Here is an 18,788-nt window from a genome sequence, read left to right as displayed (position 1 = left end):
AACTATCAGCATCTCGGATGTTTCAGTCTCTGAAGGCAATACAGGCACAACAACTAATGCCAACTTTGTTGTCACTCTCTCCAATGCCAGTTATCAGCAGATTACTGTAAATTACAACACGAGTGATGGCACTGCTCAAATTTCTGACTCTGATTACAATTCTGATTCAGGAACAATTATTTTCGCTCCTGGTGAAACTAGCAAAACTCTTAGCATTGGTGTTTTAGGCGATAACCAAAGTGAAGCCAACGAGACATTTTCTGTTAATCTTTTGGGTGCAACAAATGCCGCGATCGCAGATAGTTTAGGAGTGGCTACCATCATTGATGATGACAACCCAACAACTGTCAGTATCTCGGATGTCTCAATTGCTGAAGGTAACACAGGCACAACAACTAATGCTAACTTTATCGTCACTCTCTCCGCAGCGAGTTTACAGCAGGTTACTGTAAATTACAACACTAGTGATGGCACTGCTAAAGTTTCTGACTCTGATTACAACCCTGCTTCCGGGACAATCGTTTTCAATCCTGGCGAAACTACCAAAACTCTTGCTATTGGTGTCATAGGTGATAACAAAGCTGAAACTAACGAGACATTTTCCGTCAATCTCTTCGGTGCTACAAACACCACGATTACTGATAGCTTGGGAGTGGCTACTATCATAAATGATGACCAACCTCCAGCCATTAGCATTGCAGATGTATCAGTCAAAGAAGGCACAACAGGGATGACAACTAATGCTAATTTTGTCGTCACTCTCTCGAATGAATTCTATCAACCGATAGCCGTAAATTACAGTACGAGTGATGGTACCGCTAAAGAATCTGACTCGGATTATAATTTTGGTTTAGGGACAATTGTTTTCAACCCTGGCGAAACTAGCAAAGTGATTAGTATTGGCGTCAGAGGTGATAATAAAGTTGAGTCCAATGAAACATTTTTTGTCAATATCTATGGTGCAGCAAATGCCATATTTAATAATCACCAAGGAGTTGGCACAATCAAGAATGATGACTAATCGTTATTAGACTTCTTGCAAAAGTCGGGGTAAAGGGGAAGGGGAAAAGGGTAAAGAAACTCAAAATCCTTTCCCTTTAACATGAGTCCCTTTTCCCTCTCTTGCAAAAATATATTTTGCAAGAGGTCTATTGAACAGAACATTAGCGATCGCTGCAATTATCCCAGCCCAGAGTAGCCGTTGGTAAAATACTTGTGCTATAAATTACAGATTTTTGATTTATCCAACCAAATTTTTATAAAATAAAGTATTAAATACAACTAAATATTCACGTAGTTAAAGTTCGACTAGCATTTTAAAATACAGTATTAAGCCATTATCAAAAAAATTTATCCGAAAATCAAATATTCAGTAAAATTACGTATGCGGATCGAAGTCTTCTCAATGAATAGTAGAATTAGCCCATACAGGAGAAGACTGTGACGCTCTTAAATGAAGCTCAAGTAGAGCAACTAAAGGAAATAACCACACGCTTGCGACAAGTAAGACAAGAAAAATCTATTCGCATAGAAGAAATAGCCTCTCAGACAATGCTTCGAGTAGGTATTTTGCAAGCCTTAGAAGAAGATCGATTTGAAGAATTGCCTGAGCCGATTTTTCTGCAAGGATTCATCCGTCGTTATGGAGATGCTTTAGGGCTGGATGGAAATGCTTTATCGTACAGCCTTATAACCAATGTTGTCTGTAAAGACTCTAAAAATGCTCGCCACTCAGACAATAAACAAAATACATACATACCTCTTGTTCTGACCTATATTTTATTATTGGTTGGTGCATCTGCTGGTCTTCTTCATATACTTAATCCACAACTGACAGCTGAATCTCTGACTCCAGAAAATAATAATCAACAGTCAATAGTCAGTAATCAGACTAACAAATGACCAAAAACATAGAGGGAGTGGAAAGACGCGATTAATCGCGTCTGTACCAAGTAAAAGAAAAGAATTAATAATTAATGACAAATGACCAATGACAAATGACAATTTTCAAGATATTTGGGGTTTACGCAGATGCCAAGTAGTAGATTGTTCATAAGCGTAAGCTACCTGAAACAGTTGGTCTTCTCGCAGCACATTGCCAATTAGCTGCAATCCTATCGGTAGCCCTTGGTCGTCAAAACCACATGGCAAACTCAAACTGGGTAAACCAGCAAGATTTACAGGAATAGTCATCAAGTCATTTAAATACATACTCAAGGGGTCAGTAGTTTTTTCCCCTGCTTTAAATGCTGTAGTGGGAGATGTGGGACAAACTAACACATCAACCGCGCCAAAAGCCTTTTCAAAGTCTTGCTTAATCAAAGTACGGACTTTTTGCGCTTTCAGATAGTAAGCGTCATAATAGCCAGCCGAAAGAGCGTAAGTGCCAATCATAATTCGGCGTTTGACTTCTGTACCAAAACCAGCGGCACGGGTACGAGTGTACATTGATAACAGATTATCTGCATCAGGAGCGCGATACCCATATTTAACGCCATCGTAACGAGCTAGGTTTGCTGATGCTTCTGATGGGGCGATGATGTAGTAGGTGGGTAAGCCATAGCGAAAGCGGGGACAGGAAATTATATGAATTTCGGCTCCCAAACTTTGTAGTTGATCTACTGCTTTGGTAACAGCTTGTTCCACTACAGAGTCTAAACCTTCACCAAAAGTTTCTTTAATGATACCAATTCTTAGCTGACCTCTGGGTTTGAAGTTTGGTTTTAAGCTAGCAGCATAGTTGGGAATGGGAACTTTCAGGCTGGTAGAGTCTTTGGGATCGTAACCTGCGATCGCACTTAATAATATTGCCGCATCTTCTACCGTGTTTCCAAATGGCCCAATTTGATCCAAAGATGAAGCGTAAGCCACCAAACCATAACGGGAAACCAAACCATAAGTAGGTTTCATTCCTACCACACCGCAGAAAGATGCAGGTTGGCGAATCGAACCGCCAGTATCAGAACCGAGAGCAACTACACATTCTTGAGCTGCCACCGCCGCCGCCGATCCCCCAGAAGAACCACCTGGAACTCGTGACAAATCCCAAGGATTAGCCGTGACTTGATAGGCAGAGTTTTCAGTGGAACTACCCATTGCAAACTCATCCAAGTTGGTTTTGCCTACCATTACCGCCCCAGCATCTGCCAGTTTTTGCGTCGCCGTTGATTCATAAGGCGGCACAAAATTTTCCAAAATCCGGGAGGCGCAGGTGGTAGGAATCCCCTTGGTACACATATTGTCCTTAATACCCACAGGAATGCCCGCCAGCAGCCCAATTTCTTCTCCTGCGGCAATTTTGGCATCCACAGCACCTGCCTGCTCTAATGCTCGATTTGCCGTCACACATAAAAAGCTGTGCAATTTCGGCTCTAACGCTTGAATGCGCTCTAAAGCTTCTTGGGTAATTTCAACGGCAGAACGTTCTTTTTTAACTAGCTGTTGGTGCAACTCGCGGATGGATGCCATGATTGCTCTCTTTGTGACTCAAATCATTGATTCTAGTACATATTGGTCAAAATTGGGTATTGGTTATTGGACTTTGGGCATTGCTTATTCTCCTCTGCTTGCCATTCCCCATTCATCTGACTAAGCGGATTAATATGTATTGAAATGTGTTTAATAGGTTTTTTTAAATAGCAAATACATGGCTATCAACCGTCTACTGAATAGTTTGTCAAAGTTTTTATATATTGGCTACTTTTGTGTAAGAGTACAGCAGTGTTTTCTAATGATATAATTTTGTATTACAACCTTATTAATACTACAAACTTCATAATTTTATTCAATTCCACAAAATTTTTCGAGGTAAGGTAGGATGATAAAAATAGCCACACGTAAATATTTAGGCAAACAAAATGTTTATGACATTGGGGTGGAGCGTGACCATAATTTTACCATAAAAAATGGCTTAATAGCTGCTAATTGTTTCAATAAATCCCATTCGACAGCCTATGGTTATGTAACATATCAAACAGCATATTTAAAAGCTAATTACCCATTGGAATATATGGCGGCACTGTTAACAGCTAACAGTGGTGATACCGATAAGGTACAGAGATACATTACTAACTGTACAAATATGGGGATATCCATAGATCCACCAGATATTAATCGTTCTGGTGTTGATTTTACGCCAACGGCAGGCAAGATTCTGTTTGGATTTTCGGCGGTGCGTAACGTGGGACAAAATGCGATCGCTTCTATTTTGTCAGCGAGAAATGAGACAGGAGAGTTTAAATCACTCGCAGATTTTTGCGATCGCGTGGATTTGCGTGCTGTTAATCGCCGCACTCTGGAGTCGCTGATTTACTGTGGAGCCTTTGACAAAATTGAATCCAACCGCCAACAGTTAATTAACGACTCAGAATTAGTGTATGATTGGGCACAATCTCGTGCGAAAGATAGAGCTAGCGGTCAAGGGAATCTATTTGATTTATTGGGCGACGGCTTTTCTTCGACTCAGAATAAAAGAGCAAATAATGCCTTTGAAACTGCTCCAAAATCTAAACCTGTGACAGATTTACCCCCACAGAAAAAGTTGCAGATGGAGAAAGAATTATTAGGCTTTTATGTATCAGATCATCCACTGAAATCCTTACGGCAAATAGCACCACTTTTGACTCCAATTAACCTTTCGCAACTAGGAGAACAAAGGGAAGATACACGGCTTTGTGCAGTTGTCATGTTGAATAACGTCAAAAAAGTGGTGACGAAAAAAGGCGATCAGATGGCGATCTTGCAAGTAGAAGACCTAACTACACAATTAGAAGCTGTAGTTTTTCCGAAAACTTATGAACGCATTAGTTCCCTACTCCAAGTTGATACTAGATTGATTATTTGGGGAAAAGTAGACCGACGTGACGAGCAAACTCAATTTATTCTTGAAGATGCAGAACCAGTGGAAACAGTACAAATGGTAATGGTGGAATTAAATCCCCAGCAAGCAGGTAATATGGAAGATTTACATCGCTTGAAAACGATTTTACAAGACCATTCAGTAGACAAAGAAAAGGCAAAAATGCCAGTGATTGGAATTATTCAAACTGAAACTTCTCGTAAACTTGTTCGCTTAGGTTGGCAATTTTGCGTACAAGATTCTCGAATAACTGTTCAAGCTTTGCAAAATGCCAGTTTTCCTGCTCATATAAAATCACTGACTGGTAGCTGACACCAGAAGTAAAAAATCCACCAATACTGAAAAGCAGCTTAAAAATTAGTTTTATTGAACTGTCAACAGTAAATTGTCTTAAGTATTGAGGATTTTCATCGGTTTTTTTAGTTACTTATGCGGATGATAATTTCCTTGAGAGAGTGGTATCTTTTGATGCTAATACCCTTAAGGCTGCGACTGGGGGAAGGAGTTAGAACTTGATGATCGTCAACGAGCTACATAGATTTGTTTCATACTGTAAAAAAATTCAACCCCAAACTCACGATGACATTCAAAAATTTTTTGAAGGAGTAATCTTGTTTCCTTATGATAAGGAACTTCTATTGCAAGCTTATTTATTTCTGAATATTAAAGAATTGTTTCCCTCGTGCGCTGAATTGCTATTGTTTGAAAAATCTCCAATTTCAGATTATACAGATTTAGGAAAGTGTGATTTTGTCTTCCTGACCTTTAAAGGTAGTCTGTTTTTAATTGAAACTAAGTTTATTGATACAGAAGCAACTGGAGCAACGGAACGAAAAAGGCGAAATAAGCATAGAAACAAGGTATTTGAGCAAGTTATTACTTTAAAAGGTCGATTTAGCGAATATTGGAATATGAGGCTAGATCAATTAGAGTGCGGGGTTTTCACAACAGATGCAGAAGTTGCTTGGCGAGGAAATGGTGTGAATGTCACATCTAAATCAATATCTATAGATAAGCTCGAACAATGGCGAAGAAGTTATCACAGTAGTGGAAAAATTTTATCTCATCAAGATGGATCAAAGTTTGAGGAAAAGGTGAATTTGAAAGGTTGATACAAGACCCAAATTATAGTTATTACAGTGAATGGTGTATGGGGCATAAAAGTAATTAACAATGCCACATACACCAACCCAGAGAAATTATCTGGGTTTTCCTTCCCATCAATCTTTACTGCCAAACATAGATAAGGACAAACAAAATAATCCAGATAACATCGACGAAGTGCCAAAACAATGAAGTTGCATTGACGCCGAAGTGACCTGTATCGTAGTTGCCAGGGATGAAAGAACGTACCAAAATTATCAACTGCAACAGGATACCAGTGAATACGTGCAAGCCGTGGAAGCCTGTAAGTAGATAGAATGTTCCACCAAATACCCCGGAGGTGAAACCAAAGGCGAGGCCGTTCCATTCAATCGCTTGGCCAACTAAAAAGTAAGTTCCCATTGCCATTGTTGCCAAGAGGAACAGGCGAAATTTCACTAAGTCGTGGCGTTGAAGGGCGCGTTCTGCTAAGTAAATGACAAAGCTACTAGCGACAAGAATTACTGTGTTGATTGCCGGTTCTTTTACTTCTAGTCCAGAAACACCAGCCGGTAGCCAGTTAGGGGTTGTTGTTTTGTAGATGGCATATCCAGCGAAAAAACTTAAGAAAATGACGCTTTCTGACAGTAGGAAGACAATGAAGCCAAACATTTTGTTGCCTTCTTCGTCGTGACTGTGTTCTGCGCTTGTATGGTGCAATTCTTCGGTATTGATATAGCTGTCCATTTTGCTTTTTGAGGGGGAATTTGAAACGCAAAGTAACGCAAAGGGAAGCGCAGAGGTACGCGGAGGGTTTTTGCGTCTTCCCGATGGTTGGCGTTATTCTGGGAGGTTGGCTGTTAGGGGTTCTGATTTGCCGTAGCCGTAGGGTTCGGAGATGATGATGGGAGTTTCTTCAAAGTTTTCTACTGGGGGGGGTGAAGAAACTAACCACTCTAGTCCAATTGCTCGCCAAGGGTTAGCGGGTGCTTTCTCGCCTTGCATCCAAGAAATCACCATGTTGAAGATGAAGGGCAAGGTGGACATTCCTAAGAGAAATCCGCCGAGGCTGGCGATGATATTCCAGAATTGATACTCTGGGGCGTAGGAAGCAACTCGGCGTAACATCCCTTGCAATCCTAATGGGTGCATGGGCAAAAAGTTGAGGTTGGTGCCGATGAAGGCTAACCAGAAGTGGATTTTACCCCAGCTTTCGGAGTACATTCGCCCAGTCATTTTGGGGAACCAGTGGTAGATGGCAGCAAATAAGCCCATCGTCACGGTGCCGTAGAGGACGTAGTGGAAGTGTCCCACTACAAAGTAGGTATTGTTAACGTGGACATCAACGGGCACGGAGGAAAGCATAATGCCTGTGATTCCTGCGAAGACAAACATGATTAATCCGCCCAAGGCAAACAGCATGGGGGTATTTAGTCGCAGTTTACCGCCCCAAATAGTTGCTACCCAAGCAAATACTTTAATTCCTGTGGGTACAGACACACACATCGTCGTCAGCATGAAAATCAACCGCATCCAGCCTGATGTACCACTGACGTACATGTGGTGTACCCAAACAATGCCGCTTACTCCTGCAATCAAGATGGATGAAATAGCAACTACTTTGTAACCAAATAGAGGTTTACGCGAATAAACTGGAAAGATTTCTGAAAAAATCGCAAAGACAGGCAGAATGATCACGTAAACGGCGGGGTGGGAGTAGAACCAGAAGTAATGCTGGAACATGACTGGATTCCCACCCTTGCTTGGGTCAAAAAAGGCGGTGCCAACTGTGAGGTCAAGTAGCAACATCACCGCACCAGCTGTCAATGCAGGTAGTCCGAATAGTTGGATAATCTGGGCGCTAAATACTCCCCAGACAAACAAGGGCATCCGAAAGAAGCCCATTCCTGGGGCCCGCATCTTCACGATTGTGGTGACAAAGTTGACTGCCCCCATAATTGAGGATACGCCGGATATTGCCACCGCTAAGAGCCAGAGAACTTGACCATTAATCAAGTTACCTGTGGGATTCTGGAGACTGACTGGCGGGTAAGACCACCAGCCGGCTTGGGCTGGGCCACCAGGGACAAAGAAGCTAGCCATCATGATAATCCCGACTACTGGCACCATCCAAAAGGCGACGGCGTTGAGGCGGGGAAATGCCATATCTCGCGCCCCAATCATCAGGGGTACTAAATAGTTGGCAAAACCAACCAGTGAGGGAAATGTCCACAAAAACAGCATTATAGTGCCGTGCATGGTGAACATACCGTTGTAGATGGTGCGATCGACTAAATCTGATTCGGGTGTCATCAGTTCTCCCCGCATCACCATCGCAAAGATACCGCCAACGAGAAAGAAGAAAAATGAGGTAACGAGATACTGGATACCAATTACCTTGTGGTCGGTACTAAAGCTGAAGTATTCTTTCCAATTACTTGGAGATTCGTGGTTATGCTTCTCATCAGGGAGAAGGATACCTTCAATAGGAACATTAGTCATGGTTACTTTCCTTTCAACCAGGTGAATTGACTAGAGGAGGTGCAGCAGGTGGAACTGTAACCCAACCAGTTTGGACTGATTGATTGGATGTTTGGACATACTCAGAAGCTGCTTGATTATTTGCTACGGATGGCTTTTGGGTTACAGCTTGTGCTAGCCATTGCTGATAATCTTCAGGAGATTCGACGACTACATTTGCCTGCATCGTCGCAAAGTATGTACCACTATATTGAGAATCGGTCAATCGGTATTGTCCGGCGCGGATGGGAGTAAATTCAAAGTCGATCGCATGGTTGGGAATAATATCCTGCTTGAGGCGGAATGCAGGTATATAGAAGCCGTGGAGAACGTCTTGTGATTTCAGTGCTAAACGTATCCGGCGATCGCTTGGTAAATGCAATTCGGTACTGGTAATATCTTTTTCGGGATAATGAAAAACCCACGCCCACTGTTTAGCTAGTACGTCGATTTTTTCTACAGGTTCCGCTAAAGCGCTAGCTGGTGCATTATTTGGTTCTGCATGAGCCGATTGCATTGCTAGCGGATTATGCAAATGAACTAATTCCGATGGGCCTTGAATCCCCATTTGTTCGTAAACTTGGTAGCTGTAACCCGCAATCCAAAACACCAAAAGAATTGGGATTGCTGTCCAGACAACTTCTAAGGTGACATTGCCATGAATTGGGGGGCCGTCAGTGAAGTCATCTTTGATGGCCCGATGGAAGATCACAGAATACATTAAAGTACTTGTTACTCCCAAGAAAATGAAAGCACCGAGGGTTACTAAGAAGCTAATCAAATCATCAATTAGTAGGGATTCGGCTGCTGCTTGGGGGGGAAGCCAAAAGTAAGCCTGCTTCCCGATCCAGAGACTCGTAACAGTCACTGCGATCGCGCCTGTAAGCAGCGTCAAAATATTTAAAATCTTCTGGATTTTCATCATTGGTTATTAGTCATTAGTCATTAGTCATTGGTCATTGGTCATTGGGCATGGGGCATGGGGCATTGGTCATTAGTTATTGGTCATTGGTCACTAGTCATTAGTTATTGGTTGATCGTTAGTAACTCTAAACAAATGACAAAGGACAAAGGACAAATGACAAATGACTTATTTGAGTATTGTGTTGAGGTCTTGGTGCGATCGCAGCAAACTATCTGCGGTATTGTGTACGCCAAATTCGGTGGCTAGTTGCGCTCCTAGTGTGCCGTGGATGTACATAATGAACATGATTCCTATGCCTGCGAACAGATAGATCCATTGCACTTCTCTATCTGTATGTTTATATTCTTGTCTGCCCCAAACGAAGCGCTGCCATGCTCTCCAGATGGTCATACCAACAATCAGCGCTAATAAGAACACACCACCCACACCATGCCAAAGCATAGTTTCCATTGCCTGCAATCCCCAGGCACTCTTCATATCAGCTGGTGGTGTTGCCAACAGCATTTCGTAAAAGCCTGCTCCCACTGTGAAAAATGTGATGATGCTGGCAGCTAACATGTTGTACCAGCCAACAGCAAATAAGTTGTCACGTTCGACAGTAATTGCCAACAATTTGAAAACCCATTTTTCAAAGGGGAACAGAACACCAACGATATCAAAAGCGATCGCAATGATGAACAAACCTATTGTCAGATGCACTAAGTTGGGATGAATGGGAATGGTGTAAGGTAATCCGTTTGCACCTAAAGAACCGTTCAATTGGTCAATTAATTCTGAGTTCATCGCAACACACCATCCTTTACTGCTTCCACAACTGGCACGGTATGCAATCCATATACCCAAACAAGCTCATCTCCGAGATATACTTGTAAGCCAACTATTAGGGTTAAAACTAGTCCGGCTCCCAAATAATAAATCGGTACTTTTTTAGGATTGCGGGCACGAATTACATAGCGCCAAGCTGTAATCGCTGTGATAATTCCTGAAAGCGACCAACCAATTAGCGTATGCAAATTCAGCACCGATTTCGCTAAACTGTAAGGCTGTGCTAATCCTGCTTCAAACTGACCAAAAATGATCGCAACGAAGATGGCGATCGTGGCAACTAACATATTCCACCAACTCACCTCAAAAAGACCGGATTTACCAGTAAAATAGCCAATTACATCGCAGAAGAAGGAAAACAACACCATCGCAATTACGAAGTGGACAACGATGGGATGAATCGTATCTGGATAGGGCAAATTGTGGTCGTTCAAAGATGTCAAATACTCAAGCATCGTCTTCTCCTGGGCATATATACCGCACTTTGGTCAATAAATTTTGGATTTTGGATTGGCGATCGCGCAGTCTTAGCGAGCGTCTTTTAGATTTATTCCGTCCCAGACGAGATATAAACTAGAAGACCCTAATCAAAAATCTAAAATCGCTAGTCAAGCTTCAATAATTTATGGATACTCACTAACATCACCACAAGTATCCATCCATAATTGACCGAATTCTGTTCAATATCTGCGCGGTGCAATACGCTTAATCATGTCTTAGCTTTTTGTAGCCAAATTTGGTTAAATTGCCTACATGGAATAATTTTTGTTTTGATTCATTTCCTTATACCAATAGTCTGCAACAGCAATTCTTGATGTAGCTAAATCAAATCGCTGTCGTTTGTTGATTTGCTTAACCTATCCTTTAGCTTAAGTAAATTTTTATGAATTGTCAAAACAATAAATATTAAACTTTTAAAGGTTAGTTTTTTAACAAACAAGCATTTTCATAATGTATTTACTTTTGCATTTTTTTAAATACAAAAAAGCCGAAAAATCATATTTGTCTGTAAGTTATTTCACAATAGTAAAATATTTGTTTGTGATGTAAATAACAAAAATATTTGAATCACTCAAAAAAACCTTTAAAAAGACAAAAGTAAGGAATCATGGTTAAGCCAGAACTCAGAAATACAGTTTATTGCAATAGGTTCGCTTTTTTGCTCTGAGATTATTTTCATAATTCTTTCATTTTTATCTTACTTCTGCTAAAGTGAAACAAAAGTGAGAAGATTATGAAATTGCTATAATGAGATTTAATATCAATAACTTTCAGATGCAACTACCGCAGCACGGGCAAAAATTGGCTTTAGGGTCTGGGCTGCTATTGTGGCTATGTTTGAGTGGGTGTAGCCCGTCAATTTCCAATTCTCAACCACAGTTAAGTCCAAACCCAGGCACAACTAACACCAACCTAGATAAAAAAGGTAAAAAAGTAGTTCTTACCACCTTTACAGTCATTGCAGATATGGCGCAAAACGTGGCAGGAGACAAGGCGATTGTTGAATCTTTGACCAAACCAGGGGCAGAAATTCATGGTTACGAACCAACTCCTAGTGATTTGGTGAGGGCGCAAAAAGCAGACCTAATTTTGAATAATGGTCTGAATTTAGAGCGTTGGGCACAGAAATTGTATAACAGTGTCCCTAATGTCCCTCACGTTACCTTAAGTGAGGGAATTAAGCCTGTTGAAATTGCGGAGGATGCTTACAAAGGGAAACCTAATCCCCATGCTTGGATGTCACCAGAAAATGCCTTAATTTACGTAGAGAATATTCGTAAAGCATTGGTTAATTTGGACTCAGCGAATGCAGAGACTTATAACACCAATGCCAAAGCATACAGCCAAAAGATTAACGAAGTTGATCAGAAACTGCGAAAAGCCGTGTCGGTAGTTCCAGCAGACAAGCGCTACATGGTAAGCTGTGAAGGCGCTTTCTCATACGTCACCCGCGATTATGGCTTGAAAGAAGCTTATCTTTGGGCAGTTAACTCTGAACAACAAGCTACTCCCAAACAGCTAGAGAAAGTCATTGATCTAGTTAAAAAAAATAAAATACCTGTAGTTTTCTGTGAAAGTACAGTTAACGATGGAGCGCAACGTCAGGTAGCGAGAGAATCAGGAGCAAGGTTTGGTGGAGTGTTTTATGTTGATTCCCTGTCTCCAGCCAACGGGCCAGCACCAACTTATCTCAAGTTGCTAGAAGGTAATATTAATACTCTAACTCAGGGATTAGAGCAAAAATGAGCAAGTATGCAAGAATAAATCTAACTATTGTAAATAAGCTTGTAGTAACGAATTTAGTCCGATTTTGTTCTCTGGAAAACGTTACGTCTTTGGAAAGAGGGCTGAAGCCGCTCACTACAAACTATTAATTAATTTTAGAGGTGATTTTTAATGAAATCCATTAGTATTGATGTCGAAAATTTGACAGTAGCTTACCACGGCAAAGTAGCTTTACATGGTGCTTCTTTGCAAATTCAAGCAGGTTCAATCAGTGGTTTAGTAGGGATGAATGGTAGTGGTAAATCAACCCTATTTAAAGCGATTATGGGTTTTTTGAAGCCAGTTACAGGAAGGGTTTTGATTAATGGTTTACCGATAAAGACTGTACAGAAAAAAAGCTTGGTCGCTTATGTACCACAGTCAGAAGAGGTGGACTGGAATTTTCCAGTAAGTGTCCATGATGTGGTGATGATGGGACGCTACGGATACATGAATATACTGCGAATTCCATCGGCGAACGATCGAAGAGTGGTAAGGGAGAGTTTAGAGAGGGTACAAATGTGGTCGATGCGCGATCGCCAAATTGGAGAACTCTCCGGGGGACAGAAAAAACGTGCCTTTCTCGCCCGTGCTTTGGCACAACAGGGAACAGTTTTATTATTAGATGAACCTTTTACTGGGGTAGATATCAAAACAGAAAAAGCGATGATTGACTTATTGCTGGAATTGCGAGAAGAAGGTCATACAATTTTAATTTCTACCCATGATTTAGCATCTATCACTACTTTCTGCGACCAAGTAGTACTCATTAACCGTACAATTTTAGCTTATGGTGATACATCCGAAGTTTTCACAGAAGAGAATCTCTCACGGACTTTTGGCGGTTCTCTTGGAGATTTGTCTCTCAACAAAAGTCAGCTAATCCGTGGAAATCAAGGTGAATCTGATTGATTGAGAATTTTTAGTTGATATTGCTTGGATTAAAGTTATAAAAATATGAATACTCTTGCATTCTTAGACTGGTTCACTACACCCCTACAGCATGAATTCATGGTGAAGGCAATTTGTGTAAGTGCCTTAGTTGGAGTGGTTTGTTCTGTTTTATCTTGTTTTATGACCCTCAAAGGTTGGGCACTAATGGGAGATGCTGTTTCCCATGCAGTAATGCCTGGGGTTGTAATTGCTTATGTTTTAAATATCCCTTTTGCTGTGGGTGCTTTTGTTTTTGGAGTGGGTTCAGTTATTGCGATCGGTTATATCAAAGCGAAGACGAGAATTAAAGAAGATACTGTAATTGGACTTGTATTTACAGGATTTTTTGCTCTGGGTTTAGTACTAGTTTCCAAAACTCCCAGCAGCGTAGACTTGACGCACATTTTGTTTGGTAATGTCTTAGGTATTTCTAATGAAGATATTATCCAAACGGTGATTATTAGCGTAATTACTTTAGTAACAATAGCTGTTTTACGCAAAGACCTACTATTATTTTGTTTTGACCCCACTCATGCACGTTCCATTGGCTTGAATACAGCAGTGCTACACTATATTTTACTATCATTACTCTCGCTAACTGCTGTTGCCGGACTTCAGACAGTGGGAATTATTTTGGTTGTAGCTATGTTAGTAACTCCGGGAGCAACGGCTTATTTATTAACAGACCGTTTTGACCACATGATACTAATTTCAATGGCATCTGGAGTATTTTCTAGTGTTATGGGGACTTACATCAGCTATCATATCGATGGTGCAACTGGGGGTTGTATAGTGGTGTTACAAACCTTGTTGTTTATCATAGCAATGATTTTTGCACCTAAACATGGGTTACTGGTAAGAGCAAAGAAGCAAGAAAACACTGACTGATTCAGTATGAAATACCCTTTGCTATTTACGTAACCCCCATTCTACAGGTGTGAGGGCGAAATAAGTGTCGTTTAAAATTGTGGTAATTGGTACTTCTTTAGGTGGATTATCAGCATTGAAAATTGTCCTGGGCAATTTACCAGCAGACTTCCCTGTACCGATCGCGATTGTACAACACCGTCATAAAGAGTCTAGCAACACACTCCAGGATTTATTACAAGAATCCACTTTGTTGAAAATTCGCGAAGTGGAAGACAAGGACGAAATACTACCGGGATATATCTACATAGCCCCAGCAGATTATCATTTACTGGTTGAACCAGGTCACTTTGCTCTTTCAACTGATGAGCCTGTTTCTTATGCTAGACCATCTATTGATGTGCTATTTGAGTCGGCAGCCGATGTCTACACAGAAGAAGTTATTGGTGTAATATTGACAGGAGCGAACCAAGATGGTATGCAAGGTCTTAAGAAAATAAAAGCGCGGGGAGGAATTACTATTGTACAAGAACCTGCCACAGCTGAAAGCGACATTATGCCAGAGGCAGCAATTTCTGCTATTGAAGTAGACTGGATTTTGACACTCTCAAACATTGCTTCCCAGATGGTCAAGCTTTGTCAATTATCACCGAAATAAACCGATGCAGATGGAACGCAAAGTCAACATCCTCCTAGTAGATGATAAACTAGAAAATTTGCTGGCACTAGAGGCAATCCTAGAAAAATTAGGGGAGAATCTCGTGAGAGCTACTTCCGGGGAAGAAGCTTTGAGGTGTCTGCTGCATCAAGACTTTGCGGTGATTTTGCTGGATGTGCAAATGCCTGGGATGGATGGCTTTGAAACTGCTACTTTAATTCGCAATCGGGGGCGATCGCGTCACACTCCAATTATCTTTCTTACCGCCTTTAGTACCAGCGACCAAATGCTGTTTAAAGGTTATGCCTTGGGTGCTGTTGATTATTTGCTCAAACCACTAGACCCCAATATTTTGACTTCTAAAGTCACCGTATTTGTAGAACTATTTAAGAAAACAGAAGCCATCAAGCAACAAACAGCGCAATTGGTAGCTGTGAATACTGAACTTAGGCAAAGTGAAGAAAGATTCCGATCGCTAAGTACCTGCTCACCCGTTGGCATTTTTGAAACTGATACCGAAGGTGAGTGTAAATATACTAATCCCCGATATCAGATAATTTGTGGCTTGAAAGCCGCAGAGAGTTTAGAGAAGAGATGGCTGGAATCTGTTCATCCAGAAGATAAAGAACGAGCGATCGCTAGTTGGTCTGCTTACATTTGTGAAGGTCGGGAATACTCAGAAGAATTTCGCTTTCAGGCTGCTCATGGTAATATTCGTTGGGTTCAAGTTCGCTCATCACCGATGCTTTCCAGTCAAGGAGACTTATTGGGTTATGTAGGCACTCTTGAAGATATTACCGAACGCAAGCAAGCAGAAGAAGTCCGCGCTCAAGTGATTCGCGAACAAACGGCAAGACAAGAAGCAGAAGCTGCAAATCGGATGAAAGATGAGTTTCTAGCTGTTCTCTCCCACGAACTCCGCACGCCTCTAACCTCAATGCTGGGCTGGTCAAAAATCCTCCGCACCAAGAAACTTGACGAAAAAGCCACTTCTCGCGCCTTGGAGGCGATCGAACGTAACGCCATATCTCAGATGCAACTAATTGAGGATATTTTGGATGTATCCCGGATTATCCGCGGTCAGTTGCGGTTAAACGTATCGGCAGTGAATCTAATCTCGGTGATGGAAGCAGCTTTAGAGGCAGTGCGTCCCCTAGCAGAGCCAAAAGAGATTCAATTAAATACTCTGCTGGATACTTCCATAGGATCAGTCTATGGCGATCCAGCCCGTTTACAGCAAATTGTCTGGAACCTACTAACTAATGCAATAAAATTTACCCCTAAAGGTGGCAGGGTAGAGGTTAGGCTATCAAAGCATTTTGGATTTTCGATTTCAGACTTTGGTGTGGGCGCTACTTCCACAACCATCAGTACAAGCCAGTCGAACAATTTGAGATTTGAATCTGAGAGTGAAAATTTAGACTCTGCAAATACTGATGAAAGCAATAATCTAAAATCCAAAATCCAAAATCCAAAATCTCAGTACGCCCAAATTGAAGTTATCGATACGGGCGTTGGTATCAGTTCCGAGTTTTTACCCAAAGTATTTGAGCGTTTTCGCCAAGCAGACAGTACCACAACGCGATCGCACAATGGATTAGGACTAGGATTAGCGATCGTCCGTCATCTAGTGGAACTGCACAAAGGTGCGATCTTTGCCGAAAGTTTAGGTACTGGACAAGGAGCAACCTTTACTGTAAGACTACCACTTCTACAAGATAATAAGGGTAGTAGGGTGAGTAGAGAAGCTACAGGAGAAATTTCTTCCCCTGTGGCATCGACGCCCCTTGCTGGATTAAAAGTTTTAGTTGTAGATGATGAAGCAGATACCCGTAACTTTCTCAGTTTTATGTTTGAGGAGTATGGGGCTTTTGCCAGTGCGGTAGCATCAGTTGATGAAGCCCTAGTAGTAGTTGAACAAGCAAAACCAGATATCCTGATTAGCGACATCGGTATGTCAGAGCAAGATGGTTATACACTGATTAGGAAACTGCGCTCTTTAGAACCAGAAAAAGGTGGACGCATCCCCGCGATCGCTTTAACAGCATACACGCGAGAGGAAGACCGCTTGAAAGCCCTAAAAGCTGGGTTTCAGCAGCATTTATCTAAGCCAATTGACCCCAATAAGTTGATTTCTGCGGTTGCCAATATATTACAACTGCCTTTGGAAGTTCCAGTGAGTTGATTTGGAATTGGGGAGGGGAAGCAGGGGAGGCAGGGGAGAAATCAATTCAAAATTCACGCATTCAAAATTCAAAATTCAAACATTGTAGAACTTCTGCCTCCTGCCTCCTCTTTCCCAATGCCCAATGCCCAATGCCCAATCCCTAATGCCCAATCCCCAATCCCCAATCCCCAATCCCCAATCAAGACGAACTTAGAGCATGTTTTTTCAGTTCGTCTAGAGAAACTACTTCCAAAGCTCTAGCATGGGTTGCTGAAAGTATTACGGGTGGAGCAACACCAGCTTCTAGAGCTTCTTGCCAGCGAGAAGCACACAAACACCAGCGATCGCCAGGTTTCAATCCAGGAAAATTAAAATCAGGAACAGGTGTGCTGAGGTCGTTCCCTTGTGATTTGGTAAACTCCAGGAATTCTGATGTTACTTGGGCACATATGACATGGGAGCCGAAATCTTGACCACCTGTCCGACAAAAGCCGTCGCGGTAAAACCCAGTCACGGGAGAAGTACAGCAAACCTCTAGGTTTCCATCGATTACATTTTTAGCGTCTGTCATCGTTAATTCGTTGTACTTGATTTTTCCACTTAATATAAGCTTATATTTATTGTCAATTTTCTGGCTGAATAAAAATCGCGATCGCTAATTAATTCCCAAAAGCAGAGAATGCTAAAATTATTTACTCAAAATCGTTAAAAATAAATTTTTCAGCAGAATATCTAAGAGCGATCGCTCTCAGTTAAAATAAAAACCCCTGGCTAATTACCAGGGGTAATGCAAGTCAGTACTTTCGCATGGAATGTATCCTACTCAAATACCATAGCAACCCTGTAATTTACAGATATGCCATTTTGCCAAACAAAAAAAGCCCTCAGTGGTAAGCTGAGGGTTAATTTTTTAGAATAGCGGTAATATACAAACTTATTATTCCCAAAGAAGTAAGCAAATAATACTTGTAGTCGTTTTTCATTGGTGTAATAAAGGAGCCAGTCTTTACAAATCGAAGTGGCTTCTGACCATCAGAATTTCTTGTTCCCTTTTTTACGAAAGGCTATGCGAACAGAGGGTTACTTGCGAATCTGACTTTTCACGGTATCTGGAAAACCTCTCTTCTATTTCTCTCTTCCTTCAGGAAAGAGACTTTGAATTTTCCCCCTTCCCTCATAGGGAAGGGGGTTAGGGGGTTAGGTCAATCGTTGGCTTTTCCACATAACGTGAAAAGTCAGACTTGCGAATGGCACGCTGGTTAAGATACAGCCCTTGCCCTAACTGGTTAAGAGCCTCCAAGCTGGGAAACCTCGAAGGCTCCGCCTCCATAGCTTGACAAGAGGCAGAGCCTCTCAAAACTCATTCCCAGCCTGGAGGCTGGGAACGAGGATACAATAAGTCTTTGGGCTTTACAAGCGTGCCATTCCGCTATATATAAAGATCGCTTTGGCGTATTCTTGCCTCGTTGTTTGATTTTAAATAAGCAAACCTGATAACTCGTATCAGTTTTACTGTAGTAATAAAACTTGATTAAATTTTGTAAAGCAGTGTAAAGTAGTTTCACAGGCGAAAACAAACACGTCTGATTCATACATGAATTAAATCGCACTTATAAAACAATGACAACAACCTTACAACAGCGCCAAAGCGCCAATGTATGGGATCGATTCTGCGAATGGATCACCA

18 protein-coding genes are annotated in these 18,788 nt (G+C 41.5%); 11 read left to right on the top strand and 7 right to left on the bottom strand.

Annotated elements, in window-relative coordinates; genetic code table 11:
* A partial coding sequence (locus RMZ95_RS33340) for a Calx-beta domain-containing protein (protein WP_409884449.1) occupies window positions 1-1,021 on the top strand: 1,021 nt, incomplete at its 5' end.
* Between the two features lie 419 nt (window positions 1,022-1,440).
* Window positions 1,441-1,902, top strand: a complete 462-nt coding sequence (locus RMZ95_RS33335; protein ID WP_322674957.1) for a helix-turn-helix domain-containing protein — start codon at window positions 1,441-1,443, stop codon at window positions 1,900-1,902.
* Between the two features lie 105 nt (window positions 1,903-2,007).
* Here RMZ95_RS33335 and gatA read toward each other — a convergent pair whose 3' ends face one another.
* Window positions 2,008-3,468: an Asp-tRNA(Asn)/Glu-tRNA(Gln) amidotransferase subunit GatA gene (gene gatA, locus RMZ95_RS33330; protein WP_322684616.1), complete on the bottom strand. Its 1,461-nt coding sequence runs from the start codon at window positions 3,466-3,468 to the stop codon at window positions 2,008-2,010.
* Here gatA and RMZ95_RS33325 point away from each other — a divergent pair.
* From RMZ95_RS33325 to RMZ95_RS33315, 3 genes are all read left to right on the top strand, one after another.
* Window positions 3,467-3,592 carry a hypothetical protein gene (locus RMZ95_RS33325; RefSeq protein WP_322674955.1) on the top strand — a complete coding sequence of 42 codons (126 nt, stop codon included), beginning with the start codon at window positions 3,467-3,469 and terminating at the stop codon, window positions 3,590-3,592. The two genes, gatA and RMZ95_RS33325, sit on opposite strands and share 2 nt — an antisense overlap.
* 225 nt (window positions 3,593-3,817) lie before the next feature.
* The gene (locus RMZ95_RS33320) at window positions 3,818-5,170 is read left to right on the top strand and encodes an OB-fold nucleic acid binding domain-containing protein (RefSeq protein ID WP_322674954.1); all 1,353 of its coding nucleotides are present in this window, start codon (window positions 3,818-3,820) and stop codon (window positions 5,168-5,170) included.
* A 203-nt stretch (window positions 5,171-5,373) separates the two neighbouring features.
* Window positions 5,374-5,970, top strand: coding sequence for a hypothetical protein (locus RMZ95_RS33315; RefSeq protein ID WP_322674953.1), 597 nt, complete (start codon window positions 5,374-5,376; stop codon window positions 5,968-5,970).
* Window positions 5,971-6,085: 115 nt separating this feature from the next.
* On the opposite strand, the gene RMZ95_RS33310 is transcribed toward RMZ95_RS33315, so the two are convergent.
* From RMZ95_RS33310 to RMZ95_RS33290, 5 genes are all read right to left on the bottom strand, one after another.
* Window positions 6,086-6,688, bottom strand: coding sequence for a heme-copper oxidase subunit III (locus tag RMZ95_RS33310; protein ID WP_322674952.1), 603 nt, complete (start codon window positions 6,686-6,688; stop codon window positions 6,086-6,088).
* 93 nt (window positions 6,689-6,781) lie between these two features.
* A complete protein-coding gene (ctaD, locus tag RMZ95_RS33305; protein WP_322684617.1) occupies window positions 6,782-8,443 on the bottom strand; it encodes a cytochrome c oxidase subunit I in 1,662 nt (553 codons plus the stop codon).
* A 13-nt stretch (window positions 8,444-8,456) separates the two neighbouring features.
* Window positions 8,457-9,383: a cytochrome c oxidase subunit II gene (locus RMZ95_RS33300; RefSeq protein WP_322684629.1), complete on the bottom strand. Its 927-nt coding sequence runs from the start codon at window positions 9,381-9,383 to the stop codon at window positions 8,457-8,459.
* A gap of 168 nt (window positions 9,384-9,551) precedes the next feature.
* On the bottom strand, window positions 9,552-10,169 hold the full coding sequence (locus tag RMZ95_RS33295; protein ID WP_322684618.1) for a DUF2231 domain-containing protein: 618 nt from the start codon (window positions 10,167-10,169) through the stop codon (window positions 9,552-9,554).
* Window positions 10,166-10,666, bottom strand: a complete 501-nt coding sequence (locus tag RMZ95_RS33290; protein WP_322684619.1) for a DUF2231 domain-containing protein — start codon at window positions 10,664-10,666, stop codon at window positions 10,166-10,168. Before RMZ95_RS33290 ends, RMZ95_RS33295 begins: the two co-directional genes overlap by 4 nt.
* Here RMZ95_RS33290 and RMZ95_RS33285 point away from each other — a divergent pair.
* From RMZ95_RS33285 to RMZ95_RS33260, 6 genes are all read left to right on the top strand, one after another.
* A complete protein-coding gene (locus RMZ95_RS33285; RefSeq protein ID WP_322684630.1) occupies window positions 10,648-10,788 on the top strand; it encodes a hypothetical protein in 141 nt (46 codons plus the stop codon). The two genes, RMZ95_RS33290 and RMZ95_RS33285, sit on opposite strands and share 19 nt — an antisense overlap.
* Before the next feature lie 671 nt (window positions 10,789-11,459).
* On the top strand, window positions 11,460-12,458 hold the full coding sequence (locus tag RMZ95_RS33280; RefSeq protein WP_322674948.1) for a metal ABC transporter substrate-binding protein: 999 nt from the start codon (window positions 11,460-11,462) through the stop codon (window positions 12,456-12,458).
* 150 nt (window positions 12,459-12,608) lie between these two features.
* On the top strand, window positions 12,609-13,388 hold the full coding sequence (locus tag RMZ95_RS33275; protein WP_322674947.1) for a metal ABC transporter ATP-binding protein: 780 nt from the start codon (window positions 12,609-12,611) through the stop codon (window positions 13,386-13,388).
* Window positions 13,389-13,433: 45 nt separating this feature from the next.
* Window positions 13,434-14,297, top strand: coding sequence for a metal ABC transporter permease (locus RMZ95_RS33270; RefSeq protein WP_322684620.1), 864 nt, complete (start codon window positions 13,434-13,436; stop codon window positions 14,295-14,297).
* 64 nt (window positions 14,298-14,361) lie between these two features.
* Window positions 14,362-14,934 (top strand): chemotaxis protein CheB, encoded by a 573-nt coding sequence (locus RMZ95_RS33265; RefSeq protein WP_322684621.1) that lies wholly within the window; start codon window positions 14,362-14,364, stop codon window positions 14,932-14,934.
* Between the two features lie 4 nt (window positions 14,935-14,938).
* On the top strand, window positions 14,939-17,119 hold the full coding sequence (locus RMZ95_RS33260) for a response regulator (protein WP_322684622.1): 2,181 nt from the start codon (window positions 14,939-14,941) through the stop codon (window positions 17,117-17,119).
* Between the two features lie 181 nt (window positions 17,120-17,300).
* Here the strand turns inward: RMZ95_RS33260 and RMZ95_RS33255 are convergent, their stop codons facing one another.
* On the bottom strand, window positions 17,301-17,672 hold the full coding sequence (locus RMZ95_RS33255) for a DUF2237 domain-containing protein (RefSeq protein ID WP_322684623.1): 372 nt from the start codon (window positions 17,670-17,672) through the stop codon (window positions 17,301-17,303).
* Window positions 17,673-18,788 lie beyond the last annotated feature (1,116 nt).

The organism is Nostoc sp. DedQUE07, assembly GCF_034530975.2.
GTDB lineage: Bacteria > Cyanobacteriota > Cyanobacteriia > Cyanobacteriales > Nostocaceae > Nostoc.
The sequence above is the reverse complement of the archived record's forward strand: the minus strand, read 5'-3'. Positions and strand labels throughout refer to the sequence as shown.

What these genes read in the sequence shown, in the direction of transcription:
- RMZ95_RS33290 (WP_322684619.1), bottom strand. Translation starts at nt 10,666, where the DNA reads ATGCTTGAGTATTTGACATCTTTGAACGACCACAATTTGCCCTATCCA.
- RMZ95_RS33325 (WP_322674955.1), top strand. Translation starts at nt 3,467, where the DNA reads ATGATTGCTCTCTTTGTGACTCAAATCATTGATTCTAGTACATATTGG.
- RMZ95_RS33255 (WP_322684623.1), bottom strand. Translation starts at nt 17,672, where the DNA reads ATGACAGACGCTAAAAATGTAATCGATGGAAACCTAGAGGTTTGCTGT.
- gatA (WP_322684616.1), bottom strand. Translation starts at nt 3,468, where the DNA reads ATGGCATCCATCCGCGAGTTGCACCAACAGCTAGTTAAAAAAGAACGT.
- RMZ95_RS33310 (WP_322674952.1), bottom strand. Translation starts at nt 6,688, where the DNA reads ATGGACAGCTATATCAATACCGAAGAATTGCACCATACAAGCGCAGAA.
- RMZ95_RS33315 (WP_322674953.1), top strand. Translation starts at nt 5,374, where the DNA reads ATGATCGTCAACGAGCTACATAGATTTGTTTCATACTGTAAAAAAATT.
- RMZ95_RS33275 (WP_322674947.1), top strand. Translation starts at nt 12,609, where the DNA reads ATGAAATCCATTAGTATTGATGTCGAAAATTTGACAGTAGCTTACCAC.
- RMZ95_RS33280 (WP_322674948.1), top strand. Translation starts at nt 11,460, where the DNA reads ATGAGATTTAATATCAATAACTTTCAGATGCAACTACCGCAGCACGGG.
- ctaD (WP_322684617.1), bottom strand. Translation starts at nt 8,443, where the DNA reads ATGACTAATGTTCCTATTGAAGGTATCCTTCTCCCTGATGAGAAGCAT.
- RMZ95_RS33320 (WP_322674954.1), top strand. Translation starts at nt 3,818, where the DNA reads ATGATAAAAATAGCCACACGTAAATATTTAGGCAAACAAAATGTTTAT.
- RMZ95_RS33285 (WP_322684630.1), top strand. Translation starts at nt 10,648, where the DNA reads ATGTCAAATACTCAAGCATCGTCTTCTCCTGGGCATATATACCGCACT.
- RMZ95_RS33260 (WP_322684622.1), top strand. Translation starts at nt 14,939, where the DNA reads ATGCAGATGGAACGCAAAGTCAACATCCTCCTAGTAGATGATAAACTA.
- RMZ95_RS33295 (WP_322684618.1), bottom strand. Translation starts at nt 10,169, where the DNA reads ATGAACTCAGAATTAATTGACCAATTGAACGGTTCTTTAGGTGCAAAC.
- RMZ95_RS33300 (WP_322684629.1), bottom strand. Translation starts at nt 9,383, where the DNA reads ATGAAAATCCAGAAGATTTTAAATATTTTGACGCTGCTTACAGGCGCG.
- RMZ95_RS33270 (WP_322684620.1), top strand. Translation starts at nt 13,434, where the DNA reads ATGAATACTCTTGCATTCTTAGACTGGTTCACTACACCCCTACAGCAT.